The organism is Enterococcus sp. LJL90, from assembly GCF_056924355.1.
Map to the genome: position 1 here is coordinate 207,105 of NZ_JBXPBQ010000003.1, position 15,661 is coordinate 222,765.

The following is a 15,661-nucleotide window of genomic DNA, read 5'->3' on the forward strand; positions in this document are numbered from 1 at the left end:
GGATTTAAAAATGGCTTACTTTCCAAATGTTGAAAAAATTAAATACGAAGGAAAAGCGACAGAAAATTTATTTGCCTTTCGTCACTACAATCCTGAAGAAGTAATTATGGGGAAGACTATGAAGGAGCATTTGCGTTTTGCCGTTGCTTATTGGCATACCCTGACTCAAGATGGTTCTGATCCATTTGGTGATCCAGTCAATCAACGGACTTGGTTTGGGGAAACGCCAATGGATACTGCCCGCAATCGTGTTGAAGCCTTCTTTGAAATTTTAACTAAATTAGATGTTGAATATTTTTGCTTCCACGATGTCGACATTGCACCTGCAGGCGATTCGTTAGAAGAATTTTTCAGTAATATTGATGAGATTACGGATTTAATCAAAGAAAAAATGGATCAAACTGGCATTAAATTATTATGGAACACAGCAAATATGTTTAGCCATCCACGTTTTGTGAATGGTGCAGCATCTTCAAATAATGCAGAAGTCTTTGCCTATTCAGCAGCTCAAGTGAAAAAAGGTTTGGATGTCAGTAAAAAACTCGGTGGCGAAAATTATGTTTTCTGGGGTGGCCGTGAAGGGTATGAATCACTGCTAAATACCAATATGAAATTTGAGCAGGACAATATTGCCCGGCTATTTAAAATGGCAATTGCTTACGGAGAAAAAATTGGTCATAAGCCACAATTTTTAATTGAACCAAAACCAATGGAACCTTCAAAACATCAGTATGATTTTGATGCAGCGACGGCGATGGCATTTATTCAAAAACATGGTTTGGAAAATGATTTCAAATTGAACTTAGAAGCTAACCATGCAACTTTGGCTGGACATACTTTTGAACACGAGTTAAATGTTGCCAGAGATTATGATGCATTGGGCTCAATCGATGCCAACCAAGGGGATGTTTTATTGGGTTGGGATACAGATGAATTTCCAACCAATATTTATGATACAACCTTAGCTATGTACGAAATTTTAGAAAATGGCGGCATCGCACCTGGCGGTATCAATTTTGATTCAAAAGTACGTCGTTCTTCTTTTGCAATGGATGATTTATTATTGGCCCATATCGCCGGAATGGATACTTTTGCCCGCGGATTGAAAGCAGCGGCCGCTTTGAAGGAAGATCGCTTCTTTGATGATTTGAAAGAAAAACGTTATGCCAGCTATACGACCGGTATCGGCGCAAAAATTGTTGCTGACGAAGAAGATTTAGAAAGCCTGACCACTTATGCCTTGGATCACGATGATATTACGAATGAATCCAGCCACCTGGAAGTTGTCAAGTCGCGTTTGAATGATTATTTAGTCTAAAAATGAAGCAAGAGGTTGTGATATAAGAATTTTTACAGATTAATTACATCTGTTTAGCTTATGTCGCAGCTTTTTTTAGGAGGTACGAAAAAATGCCCTACGTATTAGGAATTGATTTAGGCACGAGCTCTCTAAAAGGCCTTTTGATGAATCAGACCGGTGAAGTCGTTGCTACAGCAGCCCAAGATTATCCATTAATTCAGCCAGCTTCTGGCTACAGCGAACAAGATCCTCAGCATTGGGTTGCAGCCTGTAGCGCTGTTTTTGAAATTTTAAAAAATGAAGTGGCTGATTTTACAGAGGAATTGGCCGGCATTAGTTTTTCAGGACAAATGCACAGCTTAGTTTTGTTAGATGAAGAAAAACAAGTTTTGCGCAATGCCATCTTGTGGAATGATGTGCGAACCACAAAACAATGTCAGGAAATCATGGCAGAATTTGGAACAGAACTGTTAGCAATTACGAAAAATATTGCTTTAGAAGGTTTTACTCTGCCTAAAATTTTATGGGTACAGGAAAATGAACCAGAGATTTGGCAGCAGGTGCGCCATTTAATGCTGCCAAAAGATTATCTCGGCTATTGGCTGACAGATACAATTCACATGGATTATTCTGATGCTACTGGAACGTTGCTTTTGGATATTAAAGAAAAACAATGGTCACCGGCGATTCTAGAAAAGTTTGCTATTTCGAAGGAGTTATTGCCGCAATTAATTGAATCATCGGGAATGACTGGCTTCTTGAAAAAGGAATTGGCGGCACAATTTGGCTTCAGCAAAGAGGTTAAAATTTTTGCTGGCGGTGCTGATAATGCGTGTGCTGCAGTTGGCTCAGGAATTTTGGCAGAAGGTATTGGCATGGCAAGCATCGGAACCTCTGGCGTCTTTTTGTCCTATGAAAATTCCGCTGACCAAGATTATCAAGGGAAACTCCATTTATTTAATCACGCTCAAAAAGATAGTTATTACTCAATGGGCGTGACTTTAGCAGCGGGCCATAGCCTCAGCTGGTTTAAAGAAGTTTTCGCAGCAGGTTTATCCTTTGATGAGTTACTGAAGGGCGTCCACGACGTGCCAGTAGGGGCTGCGGGATTGTTATTCACGCCTTATATTAGCGGTGAACGGACACCCCATGTCGATGGTAAAATTCGCGGCAGTTTTATCGGGATGGATGATCAACACACCTTCAATTATTTTACCCGAGCTGTATTGGAGGGCATTACTTTTTCTTTGAAGGATTCACAGGTCTTGATGGAGGAAGTGGCTAGGCGCAAATTTGAAAAAATTATTTCAGTTGGTGGTGGTGCTAAAAATGCCGATTGGCTGCAGATGCAAGCAGACATTTTTAATGCAGAAGTAACCAGTCTGGTCTCCGAACAAGGTCCAGGCCTAGGAGCAGCTATGCTAGCCGCTATCGGTTTAAATTGGTTTGCTGACTTAAAAGCTTGTGCAGAAGTATTTGTGGAATATAAACAATCACATTTTCCAATTCAAGAAAATGTTGCAGCGTATCAAAAAATTTATCATGAGTACCGGAAAGTTTACCCAGCGACAAGCGAGTTGAGTCATGAGTTGCGGGAGTTGGCGGGGGAATAGTATAGTAAAATGTTTGTAAAAAGAATTGCTTCTGAGCGTGGAGTTCTCAGAAGCAATTTTTTTAATCTAATTCTTGATAGTCAAACCATTCACACACAATTGGCGTCACTGATTCTTTCCCATTTCCAGTAGCGTATAAGGCTAGATATGGTCCGGTAAATAAGCCGCCAACCTCTGTTGTTAAATTGACCGTGGTTGCCTCGCCAATTTTTTGTAGAGAATTTTCTTCTCTTCCACCAAAAAATTGGTAGAGTTTTTTATCGCCACGAATTTCTAAATAATAAGGGGTACCAGCCATCAGTGAATTTTCAGTAACCTTTGTCATCTTGTCAAAAATACTAACGGTTTGTCTGAAGATAACGGCGGTGGGCTCATCTTGTTGCAGCGCAATTTCATAATGATGCTGACGATTAAGAAAAATACTTAAACCAAATTCAGTGCCATCCTCCATTTTTGGTAAAATGAATTTCGCTTTAGCAGAAAAATTGAAAGCTGTTTGTCGACGGCCTAACCAAGTCAGACCAGCTTCGGAGTTTAAAGTTTCAGCGGATCCCAACAGATTCAGTCCCTGTTCATCTGTAAAAATATGAACATCATCTTGTTCGTATAAATAATTCCAAGTTGCATCGACGCCCTGTTTTGAAAAAATTATTTTTGATGGCTGACTAGGAAATACTTTTTCGGGTAGACCGGTTGCCTCTATTTCTAATGAGAGGCTACCATTATTGCCTAAAATCGGCCATGCCCCTGACCAATCAACTGGGAATAAAAAGGTTTCTCTACCCAGCAAATGTTTCGGTGTGAAGGTGCCAATTGTGCGAATACCGAGGCAGACGCCCCACCAATTTCCTAAATGATCTTCAATTAAATCTGCATGACCAACCGCTTGAATTGGATTTTGCAAACTGCGGTTCGTTAAAATCGGATTTTCAGCATAAGCTTCATAAGGTCCTAACATATTTTTACTGCGGGCAATCGTCACCATGTGCCCAAAAGATGTCCCACCTTCGGCAATTACTAAATAGTAATAATCGCCTTTTTTATAAAGATGCGGCCCCTCGGGATCAGCAGCGCCAATGCCCTGCCATAATTCATGGCGAGGACCGGTTGCGCCTGTCGTTAAATCCAGCTCGCAAAGATAAATTGTTTTGTGGGTCCCCACATAAAAGGCTTTGTCCCCTTCGAAATATAAAGAAGGATCAATTCCGGGTAAATCAATCCAAATCGGGTCGGACCATTCCCCGTGAATATCATCCGTCCAAATGACAAAGTTTCCTGATGTAAAATCCCCCTCTGATACATTTGTGCAAATAACATAAAAACGGCCATTATGATATCGAATGGTCGGTGCATACAAACCAAAACCATTTGGAACTTTATGGGAAAGTGTTAATTGACTATTGCGGGAAATACAGTAACCTAATTGCTGCCAATGGATTAAATCCCGACTGTGGAATAAAGGCAAGCCAGGAAAATATTCAAATGAACTGGTGACTAAATAATAATCTTCGTCGACGCGGCAGATGCTGGGGTCAGGATGAAAACCTGATAGAATTGGATTTTGATACTTCAAAATGAAAACGCCTCCTTTTTGTGTGAATCATAGCATGAATCACCAATAAAAAAGATGGAGAAATTAGCTGTGTTACTGTACAAATTAGCGCTATTTATAGAGCGTTTTCTCAGTCTGGAAAACAGTTTCAAATTCTATTATTTTAGGTTAATTTTCTTGAATAAGTTCAAAAAAGCTTGTGCTAAAGTTAAGCTAAAGAACGGGGGATGAACATGTATCACAAGACATTAGATGCTTTTCCGGAAAATTTTTTATGGGGAGCAGCTTCGGCAGCCTATCAAGTTGAAGGCGCATGGGATAAAGATGGCAAGGGACCTTCTATTTGGGATGATTTTGTAAAAATACCTGGGAAAACTTTTGAAGGAACAGATGGAGAAGTTGCTGTAGACCATTATGGACATTATCAAGAAGACGTCGCGTTGATGAAAAAGATGGGCTTGAAAGCTTATCGTTTTAGTGTTTCTTGGAGCCGAATTATTCCTGATGGCGATGGTGAAGTAAATCAGGCGGGGTTGGATTTTTATGAAGCTCTCGTCGATGAATTAATTGAAAATCAAGTGGAACCAGTCTTGACTTTATATCATTGGGATTTACCTCAAGCATTACAGGAACGATACGGTGGTTGGGAATCCCGCAAAACTGTTGCAGCTTTCAAAAAATATTGCCAAGCTCTCTTTGAACGATTGGGTAAAAAAGTAAAGTATTGGGTTACGATGAATGAACAAAATGTCTTTATTTCTTTAGGCTATCGCTGGGTGGCGCATCCACCAGCAGTGACCGATGTTAAACGAATGTATGCTGCCAGCCATATTGTCAATTTAGCAAATGCTGAAGCGATTAAGCTTTTTCGCAAGATGGTACCAGAAGGTTTAATTGGTCCCAGCTTTGGTTATGGACCAATGTATCCACTAACAGCTGACCCGCAAGATGTACTGGCGGCAGAAAATGGTGAGGCCTTTAATAATGATTGGTGGTTGTCCGTGTATTGCTTTGGGAAATATCCTAAATTTGTGATGAAGCAATTAAAACAATTGGAAATTGCCCCAGAGGTCACCAAAGAGGATGCCAAACTTCTGGCCTCCGTCAAACCAGACTTTTTAGGAATCAATTATTATCATGGCGGTACTGCCAAGACGAATCGGATTGAAGCGCCCATCGAGGAGGAAAAAGAATTTTCAAAAACTGATCCTTATTTGATGCAGCCGAAAGAAGAGCAGGCAGTCTCACCAGAAGTTCCGATGTTTAACAGTGTCGTTAATCCATATTTGGAAAAGACTGATTGGGGCTGGGAAATTGATCCAGTTGGTTTCAGAGTAGCCCTAAGACGAATTCAAGCCCGATATGACTTGCCGATTTTTATTACCGAAAATGGTCTCGGCGCCATCGATCAACTCACGACCGATAAAAAAGTTCACGATCAATATCGGATTGATTATTTGGAAAAACATTTAGTGGAGCTGCGTAAGGCAATTACCGATGGCGTTGAAATTATTGGTTACTGTGCATGGTCCTTCACGGATTTATTAAGTTGGCTAAATGGCTATAAAAAGCGCTATGGCTTTGTCTACATCGATCGAGACGAGCATGAAGAAAGAAGTTTGGAGCGTATTCCTAAAGACAGCTTCTATTGGTATCAAAAAGTAATTCAAGAAAATGGTCGGAACCTCCAATAAAAAAGTTACAGCTATGACATAAGTTTTTACAGAGAGAATTCTTAAGATTTGGTTTTGCTACTCAGTAAACCTTCAGTGGGATTTAGAAATTTCTAATTAAGTCTCACATAAAGATATTCTTTTGTTTAAGCCTAAGTCATAGCTTCTTTTGTTTCAACTGTGATAATACCGCCGGAAATTCTTCGGCGTCACCTGTTCGCTTCTTTTAAAAAGTGCAATAAAGTGACTGGCATTACTAAAGCCAGTGGCATCACTGATTTCTTGAATGGTTAGTAACGGCTCGTTGGCCAATAATTCTTTGGCCTTTTGCATCCGATACTCAAGTAGATATTGATTTGGAGAAGTCTGATAGACATCTTTAAAAAGTCGATTTAAGTATTGAGGACTATAGCCAATTAACTGGGCTAGCTCTTCATTGCGAATATCTTCAGCGTAGTGTTTTTTGATATAAGTGACCACAGGCTGAATCAAATCATGATATTTTGAATAATGGCTTGATTCAGCTAAGGTGGACTCTTTAATCAGCATTAAAAAAGAATAAATCATTCCGGATACTTTTAACGGCGTCGTTAAAGTATCTTTTTCAATTTCTGCTGTTAATTGAGTGACAAAATTTTCAACATCAATTGCATTTTCAGAGATTACTAAATAATTGCCGAAGCCAAGCAGGGTCATGATTTCAGAAATCAAAGCGCCGCCAAAAGTAAAATAGGCTGTTTCCCAGGCGTCATTTGGATAGTAGTCGTGGGGAATCGTTTGATTGATTAAAATACTGGTACCAACGGGTAAATTAATTTTTTGATTGTCAATCAAAACAGTGCCACTGCCTTTTTCAGAGAAAAGCCAATGAACATAAGGGTATCCTTTAGGCCGCTGAATCTGTTCCTGCTGCCAGTTAGTGCCAAAGCTGTCGACAAAGAGTGGTAAGCTGCGATCTTTTTGATTAAAACTATAGCGCAAAATCAACGCCTCCAATTGTTTCGTTTTATGATATTTTCTCGTTTTTATTTACTACTATTCTACCATGTAAGCGTGTTAAAATGAGAAAAAATAGTTGGAGGTTTACTATGACATTTAAAAAAGTTTTGTTTGGTGGCGATTACAATCCTGAGCAATGGCCTAAGGAAGTATGGACAGAAGATATGCGCATGTTTGACTTAGCTTCGATTAATTCAGCGACTGTCAATGTTTTTTCTTGGGCCCAGCTGCAGCCTAGTGAAGAGGAATATGATTTTTCACAATTGGACGACATCATGGACATGCTTAAAAAACATAATTATCAGATTGTATTGGCGACTTCGACGGCGGCCTTGCCGGCTTGGATGAGTCGTCGTTATCCTGATGTAAATCGGGTTGATTTTGAAGGGCGCCAGCATAAATTTGGCCATCGCCACAATGCTTGTCCCAATAGTCCGACCTTTAGAAAATACAGCCCACTTTTGGCAGGGAAATTGGCAGAGCGCTATGGTGATTTGTCTGAGGTAGCCTGCTGGCATATTTCCAATGAGTACGGCGGAGAATGCTATTGTGAAAATTGTGAAAAAGCTTTTCGCGTGTGGTTGAAGAAAAAATATCAAACGTTAGAAAAATTAAATGACGCTTGGAACATGACTTTTTGGAGTCATAAAATTTATAGCTGGGATGAAATTGTTGCACCAAATGCATTGGGCGATGCGATTGGTACTGAAAAAACAGCCTTTGCCGGAATTTCGATTGATTATCGCCGCTTTATGTCAGACTCGATGCTGCAAAATTTTGTCGATGAAAAAAATCAAATCCGCAAATTTGATGCAACAACGCCAATCACTACAAATTTAATGGGCACGTATAAAGGTTTAGATTATTTTAAATGGGCGAAGGAAATGGATCTTGTTTCTTGGGATAGTTACCCGAGTTATAATACACCGGCAAGCTATACAGCGATGTGCCACGATTTGATGCGGGGCTTGAAAAATGGTCAACCCTTTATGCTGATGGAACAAACGCCAAGCCAGCAAAACTGGCAGCCGTATAATTCTTTAAAACGCCCAGGGCAAATGAAAAATATGAGCTATCAAGCCATCGCTCACGGAGCAGACACGATTCAATATTTCCAACTGCGTCGCTCAAAAGGTGCCTGCGAAAAATTCCATGGCGCTGTGATTGACCATGTCGGTAATGAACATACAAGAGTCTTTAGAGAAGTTGCTGAATTAGGCGGTGAACTGGCTCAACTTGGTGACAGCTTCTTAACGGCAACTACACCAGCCAAAGTAGGACTCATTTTTGATTGGTCAAACTATTGGGCACTAGAATATACTAGCGGTCCGACAATTGAATTAAAATATGTCGAACAAATTCATCATTATTATCAAGAATTGTATCGTCGTAACATCGATGTTGATTTGGTACCGATTGATGGCGATTACGAAAAATATGATTTATTGCTGGCGCCTTGTTTATATATGATTGAAGAAGAGAGCGCTAAAAAGATTGAAAAATATGTTGCAGCTGGCGGCACCTTTGTGACCACCATGATGAGCGGGATTGTCAATCAATCAGATAATGTTCATTTAGGCGGCTATCCGGGACCATTGAAGGAACTATTAGGAATCTGGGTGGAGGAATTTGACGCGCTGCCACCAGAAACGCATTATCAAGTCGTTTTTGAAGATGGAACGCAACAGGATTGTCGCATGCTTTGTGATATTATCCATCCGCAAGGGGCCCAAACGCTTGCTAATTATGGTAAAGGTGAATTCTATCAAGATACGCCTGCAGTCACCTGCAATCAATTTGGCAAAGGTGCAGCCTATTATGTCGGTACCATGTTATCAGAGACGGGTATGACAGAATTGTTTGATTTAATCCTAGCTGACTTAGACATTCCCGAATTAATTTTACCAGCGGGCATTGAAGTCAAAACAAGAATTAAAGGCAATCAAGTTTTGAAATTTGTTTTGAATCATCGCAATGAAACCGTTACAGCCACACTGCCTTTCAACGGTACTGATTTACTGACTAGTCAAGCTTGTGGCGGGGCTGTCGAGTTAGAACCTTTTTATGTGAAGTTGATTGCGGTAAAATAAAAGAAAATTAAAAAAGCTACCGAATAGGCTAATGCAGTAGATAAATTTCAAAGAGAAAGAAATTATCGACTGAAGCTTGTAAGGTAGCTTCTTTTTAATGCTCCATCGTTGATTTAATTTTTAAAGTAACTGTCGTGCCAATACCAACTTGACTAGTAATTGTCAGGCCGCATTCTGCTCCGTAATAATTTTTTATGCGGCTATTCACATTTCTTAATCCAATATTTTGCGCATTGCCGAGATCATTTTCGGCAATTTTTTTGTGGACTTCAATCAGGCGTTCGGATGAAATGCCCATACCGTTATCTGTCACTTGGATAATCAAGTAATTGGCGTCTCGAGTAATGGTTAGTTGAATGTGGCCAGTAGTAGTTAGTCCCTCCAAACCATGGGAAATCGCATTTTCAACTAACGGCTGAATCAATAGCGGTAGTAAGCGAATTCCTTCAGTATCAAGATTATCTGCTACGGTAATTTCTAAATTTACGCGATCGCCAAAACGCAATTTTTGAATGTCGGCATACAGTTTAGTTGCCGCCAACTCCTCAGCCAAAGTGGCCTGTCTTTTACCTTGACTATCTAAGGTGTAGCGCATGGATTTTGATAGTAATTTAATCGATTGGGCGGCGGCTTTATCTTGATTTTTTAAAGCGGTCATGCGAATGGTCTCTAACGTATTAAATAAAAAATGTGGATTTATCTGGCTAGAGAGTACACTGAATTCCATTTGTTTTTGTTGCGTCAGTAGTTCTTGTTCATGCAATTGCGATTGGAAAATCGCCTCTTCATTTTGTTTAATATGTTGGATAATCTTAAGGAAGTCCAAGGAGATTTTAGAAATTTCATCATTCCCAGAAATATTTTGAAAAAATTGATAGTCTTCAATCGAAGCGTGGTAAACTGCCGATTGCAGCTTTTTAATTCTGCGGGCAAAAATATTAGCAAAGATGATGATGATAATCGCCGTTGTCAAAAGTGTCAGCAGTAAGACACTCGACCATTTGAAAATATTATTACGCAGATTGCCAAAGGCGTTAAAATCCATTGAATAAATGTGGATTTGATCCGACTGATTCCCTAAATCCAAAGTTGTGGTAGCCAGTAAAACATTTTCTCTGTTACCAATCGTTGCAAACTGGGTATTAATTATTTCTGATTGGGCTTTTAACTCCTCAAAAGGATTGGTCCCCAAATCATTAATGTGGTCGCTGTAAAATAGGACATCTTGGTTTAAAGACATCTGATTGGTGTAATCAGAATTATTAATGCGATTACGCAAAAAATTATAATCCACAATGATTTCCACGACTGCCTGATAATCGGAGAGGGGAAGCGGCAGCTGCTTATAAATCGTCAACAAGGAAAAATTACCATCTGCTGTTTGACTAGTTTTCCAGAAGGAGTCTGGTGTGACGGTGGCTTGCTCAAACCAGTCAGTTGCCTGCAATTCTGTTGTTGCTTGAGCAAAATTTTGATAATCAGGTATTGTCAAATTCGTAGTATAAATCCGAATTGATGAGATGGAAGTATCCTGCTGTTTTAGCTTTGTTAAAGCATCATATTGGCTTAAAGATTCTCGGGCAGCGGTCTCTGACTCATAATCTTGACTCAGCAGTGACCGGAGCTCTGTATCCGTCGATAAACTTGCAACATCATTTTTTAAGGAGCTGGTGCGCTCAAAAATCACAGAACGGACTCGTTGTGCATCTGAAATAGCTAAATCTTGGTAGCTTTGACTAAGCTGTCTAGTTGAATCTAAAATTAGTAAGCCGCCAATAATCAAGGTAGCTAAAAAGATGATTGGAATATAGATAATAAATAATTGAAACTTAATCGAATATTGACTTAAGTTGAGTTTGCTCCATTTGTTTTTCATTAGCAGACCTATCTGTGGCTAGCGAAAATCGATAGCAGCAAGAAGTCTCCGCAATAGGCTGAAAATGAAAAACCTAAAAACAAAATGAAATAACTGAACCCCGGTATTATGAAGGCCAATAGAAACATCGTCAATGGAATCAGTAAAATTCCTAAGCTTTTCATTGGATGAGCCATCACTAGCAGTAGGCTGTTTTGCAAGGTTTGTTTAGTTGTGGTTTGGTACTTAGCGGTTAAGCCGCAACTAATTAGAAAGGCTAAAAAAAGAAATAGGCTAACAAGACCTGCCAGCATGCCAATAACTGTCCCTAAAGTCGTTTCAAAAGAAAACCAGAAGAATGCACTAAAAGTTAAAGCCACCAACGGAATCAGATAAAAAGGAAATAGCTTTAAGGCAGTTTTGAAATTGTTTTTAAAACTTTTGAAATAGTTTTTAATTAGATAGCCACTTTCATGATCTGCAAAATCTAAGGTTACATCGTAGAGCGCCGTTGTGGCTATACCAATCGTAATAATTGGTAAGCAGGATAGAATGTAAATGACATTTAAACAGATAAATTGCGCCGCTGTCGTTGTAATTTTAAAAAATTGACTATTAGGATTAAAAGTAATCATGGTCATCAGTCCTTCTTATAAGATAGTTGTATTTTACCTTATAAAGAGTAGAATACAAAATTTGGTAAAAGTTGTTAAAACAATCAAGAAAGCGCTATCCATCGGGCTTTTTATTTATAATTAACAGGTTTTGGTTAAAAAGAAGTCTATTTTGTAGGGTAAGGAGATACTCTTTTGTCCGGTGGAAGAACCGCTTCCAAATGCTATGATATAGAAAATAAAACGTTTACAAGAAAAGGGGTATTGTTATGGAGGTTCAGTTGAAGAGCCGGAAAAAAGCTAAAAAAAGGGCTAACCGAGAAGGAAAAATCATGTTTTTAACGATTATACCCTTCTTAATTTTAGTTTTTCTTTTTGCTTATTTTCCATTACACGGCTGGATTTATGCATTATATGATTATCGGCCGGCATTGGGATTGTCAGGCAGTGAGTTTGTTGGCTTGAAATGGTTTAATATGTTGGTATCCAATCCAACACAAGTGAGTCAAATTCTCCAAGTAATGAAAAATACTTTTGCGATGAGTTTCTTAGGTATTGCCACTTCTATTTTCCCAGTTGCCTTTGCGATATTTTTAAATGAAATCAAATGCAAGTGGTTTAAAAATATTGTACAGACACTCACCACCTTACCAAATTTTATTAGTTGGGTGCTTGTTTATACAATTGCCTTTAGCTTATTTTCAACAACCGGACTGTTGAACTCCCTGCTTTTAGATTGGGGCGTCATTGTTGAACCCCTTAAAATTTTGGACAGCAACAGTCACACTTGGTTGATGATGTGCCTATGGAATCTTTGGAAAGGTCTTGGCTGGGGAGCTATCATGTATCTGGCGGGAATTTCTGGTATCGACCCAGAACTTTATGAAGCAGCGCGCATTGACGGGGCCAATCGTTTCCAATTAATGCGCAATGTCACTTTGCCTGCATTGATGCCGACCTATTTAGTAATGTTGATGCTTTCGATTGCCAACTTATTAAACAATGGGATGGATCAGTATTTCGTTTTTCAGAATGCGTTCAATCGCCAAAATATTCAAGTGTTAGACCTTTATGTTTATAATCTTGGATTAGGTGGTAACAGTTTATCTTTAGCTACTGCGATAAGCATGCTAAAAAGTTTGATTAGTGTAGCATTGTTAGTAGTTGTTAACTTTGCTTCGAAAAAAATTCGTGGGTCATCCATCATTTAGGAGGTGAGAAAATGGAATTGTCTATGAAAGATCGTAAGAAGGAAAAGCCAAAAAGAAAATTATTTTCAAAAGAAGATGCAGCATTCAATATTGTGAATTATCTTTTCTTTGGCATTGTTACTCTCATCTGTGCCTATCCATTCTATTACTTAATTATTAATTCCATCAGTAATAACGATTTGAGTTCACTTGGAGCCATTCGCTTTTTCCCCGAGGGAATTCATTTTGAAAATTATAAACAAGTTTTACAATTAAATGGTCTTTATTCAGCAGCAATTGTCTCAGTTGCTAGAACGGTTCTAGGGACTGCGGCAACAGTCTTAGCTTCAGCATTTTTAGGCTTTATGTTCACTCAAGAAAAACTTTGGAAACGCAAATTTTGGTATCGTTTTATCATCATTACGATGTACTTTAATGCTGGATTGATTCCAATGTTTATCACGATGAGAAATCTTGGCTTGACGAATAGCTTTTGGGTGTATATCTTACCAGCAATCGTCCAACCGTTTAATATCATTTTAGTGAAGACGTATATCGAATCAATTCCTAAATCATTGCAGGAAGCAGCTGAAATGGATGGCGCTAATATTTTACAAGTATTCTTCAAAGTAATTTTGCCAAACTGTACACCAATTTTAGCAACCGTAGCTATTTTCTCAGCGGTTGCCCAATGGAATTCATTCCAAGATACGTTGATTTATATCACGGATCAAAGCTTATATTCCTTACAATATTTATTGTATACCTATATCAATCAAGCGAATTCACTTGCACAAATGGTTCAAACTACTGGTGGTGTCACAGCCAGTATCGCATCAGCTGCTACGGCTCAAACTCCGACTTCAATCCGTATGACTGTTTCAGTTGTAGTAGTATTACCAATTATGTTTATTTACCCAATGTTCCAAAAGTATTTTGTAAAAGGAATTATGTTGGGGGCAGTTAAAGGCTAAAATCAGTAAGTTATTTTGAAAGGGGAAACAAAATGGGAAAAACGTGGAAAAAATTAGTAGCATCAACTTTATTGGCGACAACTGTTTTAACAGGATTAAGCGCTTGTAGCGGCGAAGAAGCTGCCAGTGAGACTGTCGATCGTGAGGAAACAATTACGATTGACGTTTATGATGGTTTGGCAAACTATATGGGGATTCAAGAAGGTTGGTTTGCGAAGCTAGTGAAAGATAAATTTAATATGGAATTAAATATTATCGCGCCTAACGTTGCTGGGAATGGGGACACGCTTTATCAGACAAGAACAGCGGCCGGTGATTTAGGTGATTTGGTTATTGTTGACAACGGGCAACAGTATAATGAATTAGTGCAGGCTAGTTTATTAAAAGATGCTAGCGAATATTATGACAGTATGGAAAATGTTCAAAGATTTGACACAGCTGTTCAGCATCTGAATGTTGGACAAGATGGACTGTATGGTTTTCCAACATCAGTTTCAACACTAAGTCCGACAACGCCTTCAGAAGGGCTAGATTTAAATTATGGTGCCTATTTACGATGGGATCTTTATGCTGAGCAAGGTTATCCTGAAATCTCAACTTTAGAAGACTTTTTACCAGTGATGAAACAAATGCAAGATGCCAATGCAACAACAGAATCAGGAAAAAAAGTATACGGCTTTTCACTATTCGCTGATTGGGATGGCAATCTGATGAATGCTGGGAAACAATTGGCAGCTTTGTATGGCTATGATGAGCTCGGCTTCGTTCTTGCAAAAGCAGATGGGAGCGATTATCAAGGAATTTTGGATAGCGACTCAGAATATATCCGGGCATTGAAATTCTACTATGAAGCAAATCAATTAGGCTTAGTTGATCCAGAGTCGACAACGCAAAATTATGATACATTGTATGCTAAATTTCAAGAGGGGCAAGTTCTATTCTCATGGTGGCCATGGTTGGGACAAGCGGCTTATAATACGACCACTAATTTGAACGAAGGCAAGGGTTATATGTTAGTGCCAATTCAAGATCAAAAGATTTTCTCTTATGGTGCTGAACTTTACGGTGGAAAACAATTTATTGGAATTGGTTCAAATGCAGAAGATCCAGAGCGGATTGCAGAATTTATTGATTGGCTGTATTCTCCTGAAGGTGTACTTTCAAATTCTTCCCAAACAAGCGGTAGCAGTGGACCAGAAGGATTGACTTGGGAATTGGTAGATGGGGTGCCAACACTAACTGACTTTGGTAAAGAAGCGTTATTAGATGGAAATGCTGACGTTCCTGAAGAATATGGTGGAGGTACATACAAAGATGGTGTATCTGCTTTAAACGTAAATACCGTTTTACCAATAGATATTAATCCTGAAACTGGCTACTCTTATGCTTACACGATGTGGGATTCTTATCAAGAAGAGAATACTAATTCTGTTAAAGAAGATTGGTCAAGTCATATGGGAGATGCCCAAACAACTGTTGATTATTTGGAAGCCAACGATCAAATTTTAGTTGCACCAGGAGCAAGTTACGTTGCTCCAGAGGATTCCTCAGATATTTCTGCTTTAAGAAATCAAGTAGCCTCAACGGTCAAAGAATATTCTTGGCGTATGGTCTTTGCAAAAGATGAAGCAGAGTTCAATAGCTTACTTAAAGAGTTGCAGGACACGGCAGAGGGCCTAGGATATTCACAGGTTTTGGAATTTGATATGACGAATGCCCAACAACAAAATGATGATAGAATTGCTGTAGTTGAGGAATTTGAAGAGCAGTAAACAATGTGTTTCAAATAATGAATCGCAAT

General features: G+C 39.0%; 11 protein-coding genes. 7 read left to right on the forward strand and 4 right to left on the reverse strand.

The window, feature by feature from the left end; genetic code table 11:
* Window positions 1–10: 10 nt before the first annotated feature.
* Both xylA and xylB read left to right on the forward strand, forming a co-directional pair.
* Window positions 11–1,318 carry a xylose isomerase gene (xylA, locus tag AC1Z3S_RS09205; RefSeq protein WP_461740127.1) on the forward strand — a complete coding sequence of 436 codons (1,308 nt, stop codon included), beginning with the start codon at window positions 11–13 and terminating at the stop codon, window positions 1,316–1,318.
* Window positions 1,319–1,410: 92 nt separating this feature from the next.
* Window positions 1,411–2,913, forward strand: a complete 1,503-nt coding sequence (gene xylB, locus AC1Z3S_RS09210) for a xylulokinase (protein ID WP_461740128.1) — start codon at window positions 1,411–1,413, stop codon at window positions 2,911–2,913.
* Between the two features lie 61 nt (window positions 2,914–2,974).
* On the opposite strand, the gene AC1Z3S_RS09215 is transcribed toward xylB, so the two are convergent.
* Window positions 2,975–4,486 carry a glycoside hydrolase family 43 protein gene (locus AC1Z3S_RS09215; RefSeq protein ID WP_461740129.1) on the reverse strand — a complete coding sequence of 504 codons (1,512 nt, stop codon included), beginning with the start codon at window positions 4,484–4,486 and terminating at the stop codon, window positions 2,975–2,977.
* Window positions 4,487–4,698: 212 nt separating this feature from the next.
* Between AC1Z3S_RS09215 and AC1Z3S_RS09220 the strand changes: the two genes are divergently transcribed.
* The gene (locus AC1Z3S_RS09220; protein WP_461740130.1) at window positions 4,699–6,159 is read left to right on the forward strand and encodes a glycoside hydrolase family 1 protein; all 1,461 of its coding nucleotides are present in this window, start codon (window positions 4,699–4,701) and stop codon (window positions 6,157–6,159) included.
* A gap of 153 nt (window positions 6,160–6,312) precedes the next feature.
* Here AC1Z3S_RS09220 and AC1Z3S_RS09225 read toward each other — a convergent pair whose 3' ends face one another.
* Window positions 6,313–7,119, reverse strand: coding sequence for an AraC family transcriptional regulator (locus AC1Z3S_RS09225; protein WP_461740131.1), 807 nt, complete (start codon window positions 7,117–7,119; stop codon window positions 6,313–6,315).
* 107 nt (window positions 7,120–7,226) lie between these two features.
* Here AC1Z3S_RS09225 and AC1Z3S_RS09230 point away from each other — a divergent pair, with 107 nt between their 5' ends.
* Window positions 7,227–9,227, forward strand: a complete 2,001-nt coding sequence (locus AC1Z3S_RS09230) for a beta-galactosidase (protein ID WP_461740132.1) — start codon at window positions 7,227–7,229, stop codon at window positions 9,225–9,227.
* Window positions 9,228–9,321: 94 nt separating this feature from the next.
* Here AC1Z3S_RS09230 and AC1Z3S_RS09235 read toward each other — a convergent pair whose 3' ends face one another.
* Together AC1Z3S_RS09235 and AC1Z3S_RS09240 are read right to left on the reverse strand one after the other, a co-directional pair.
* Window positions 9,322–11,103 carry a sensor histidine kinase gene (locus AC1Z3S_RS09235; RefSeq protein WP_461740133.1) on the reverse strand — a complete coding sequence of 594 codons (1,782 nt, stop codon included), beginning with the start codon at window positions 11,101–11,103 and terminating at the stop codon, window positions 9,322–9,324.
* 8 nt (window positions 11,104–11,111) lie between these two features.
* Complete coding sequence (locus AC1Z3S_RS09240; protein ID WP_461740134.1) at window positions 11,112–11,717, reverse strand: DUF624 domain-containing protein; 606 nt, start codon at window positions 11,715–11,717, stop codon at window positions 11,112–11,114.
* Window positions 11,718–12,028: 311 nt separating this feature from the next.
* Between AC1Z3S_RS09240 and AC1Z3S_RS09245 the strand changes: the two genes are divergently transcribed.
* The 3 genes from AC1Z3S_RS09245 to AC1Z3S_RS09255 are packed head-to-tail and all read left to right on the forward strand — an operon-like array spanning window position 12,029 to window position 15,632.
* The gene (locus tag AC1Z3S_RS09245; RefSeq protein ID WP_461740135.1) at window positions 12,029–12,907 is read left to right on the forward strand and encodes an ABC transporter permease; all 879 of its coding nucleotides are present in this window, start codon (window positions 12,029–12,031) and stop codon (window positions 12,905–12,907) included.
* An 11-nt stretch (window positions 12,908–12,918) separates the two neighbouring features.
* Window positions 12,919–13,860 carry a carbohydrate ABC transporter permease gene (locus AC1Z3S_RS09250; protein ID WP_461740136.1) on the forward strand — a complete coding sequence of 314 codons (942 nt, stop codon included), beginning with the start codon at window positions 12,919–12,921 and terminating at the stop codon, window positions 13,858–13,860.
* A gap of 32 nt (window positions 13,861–13,892) precedes the next feature.
* Window positions 13,893–15,632, forward strand: a complete 1,740-nt coding sequence (locus AC1Z3S_RS09255) for a type 2 periplasmic-binding domain-containing protein (protein ID WP_461740137.1) — start codon at window positions 13,893–13,895, stop codon at window positions 15,630–15,632.
* Window positions 15,633–15,661: the final 29 nt, after the last annotated feature.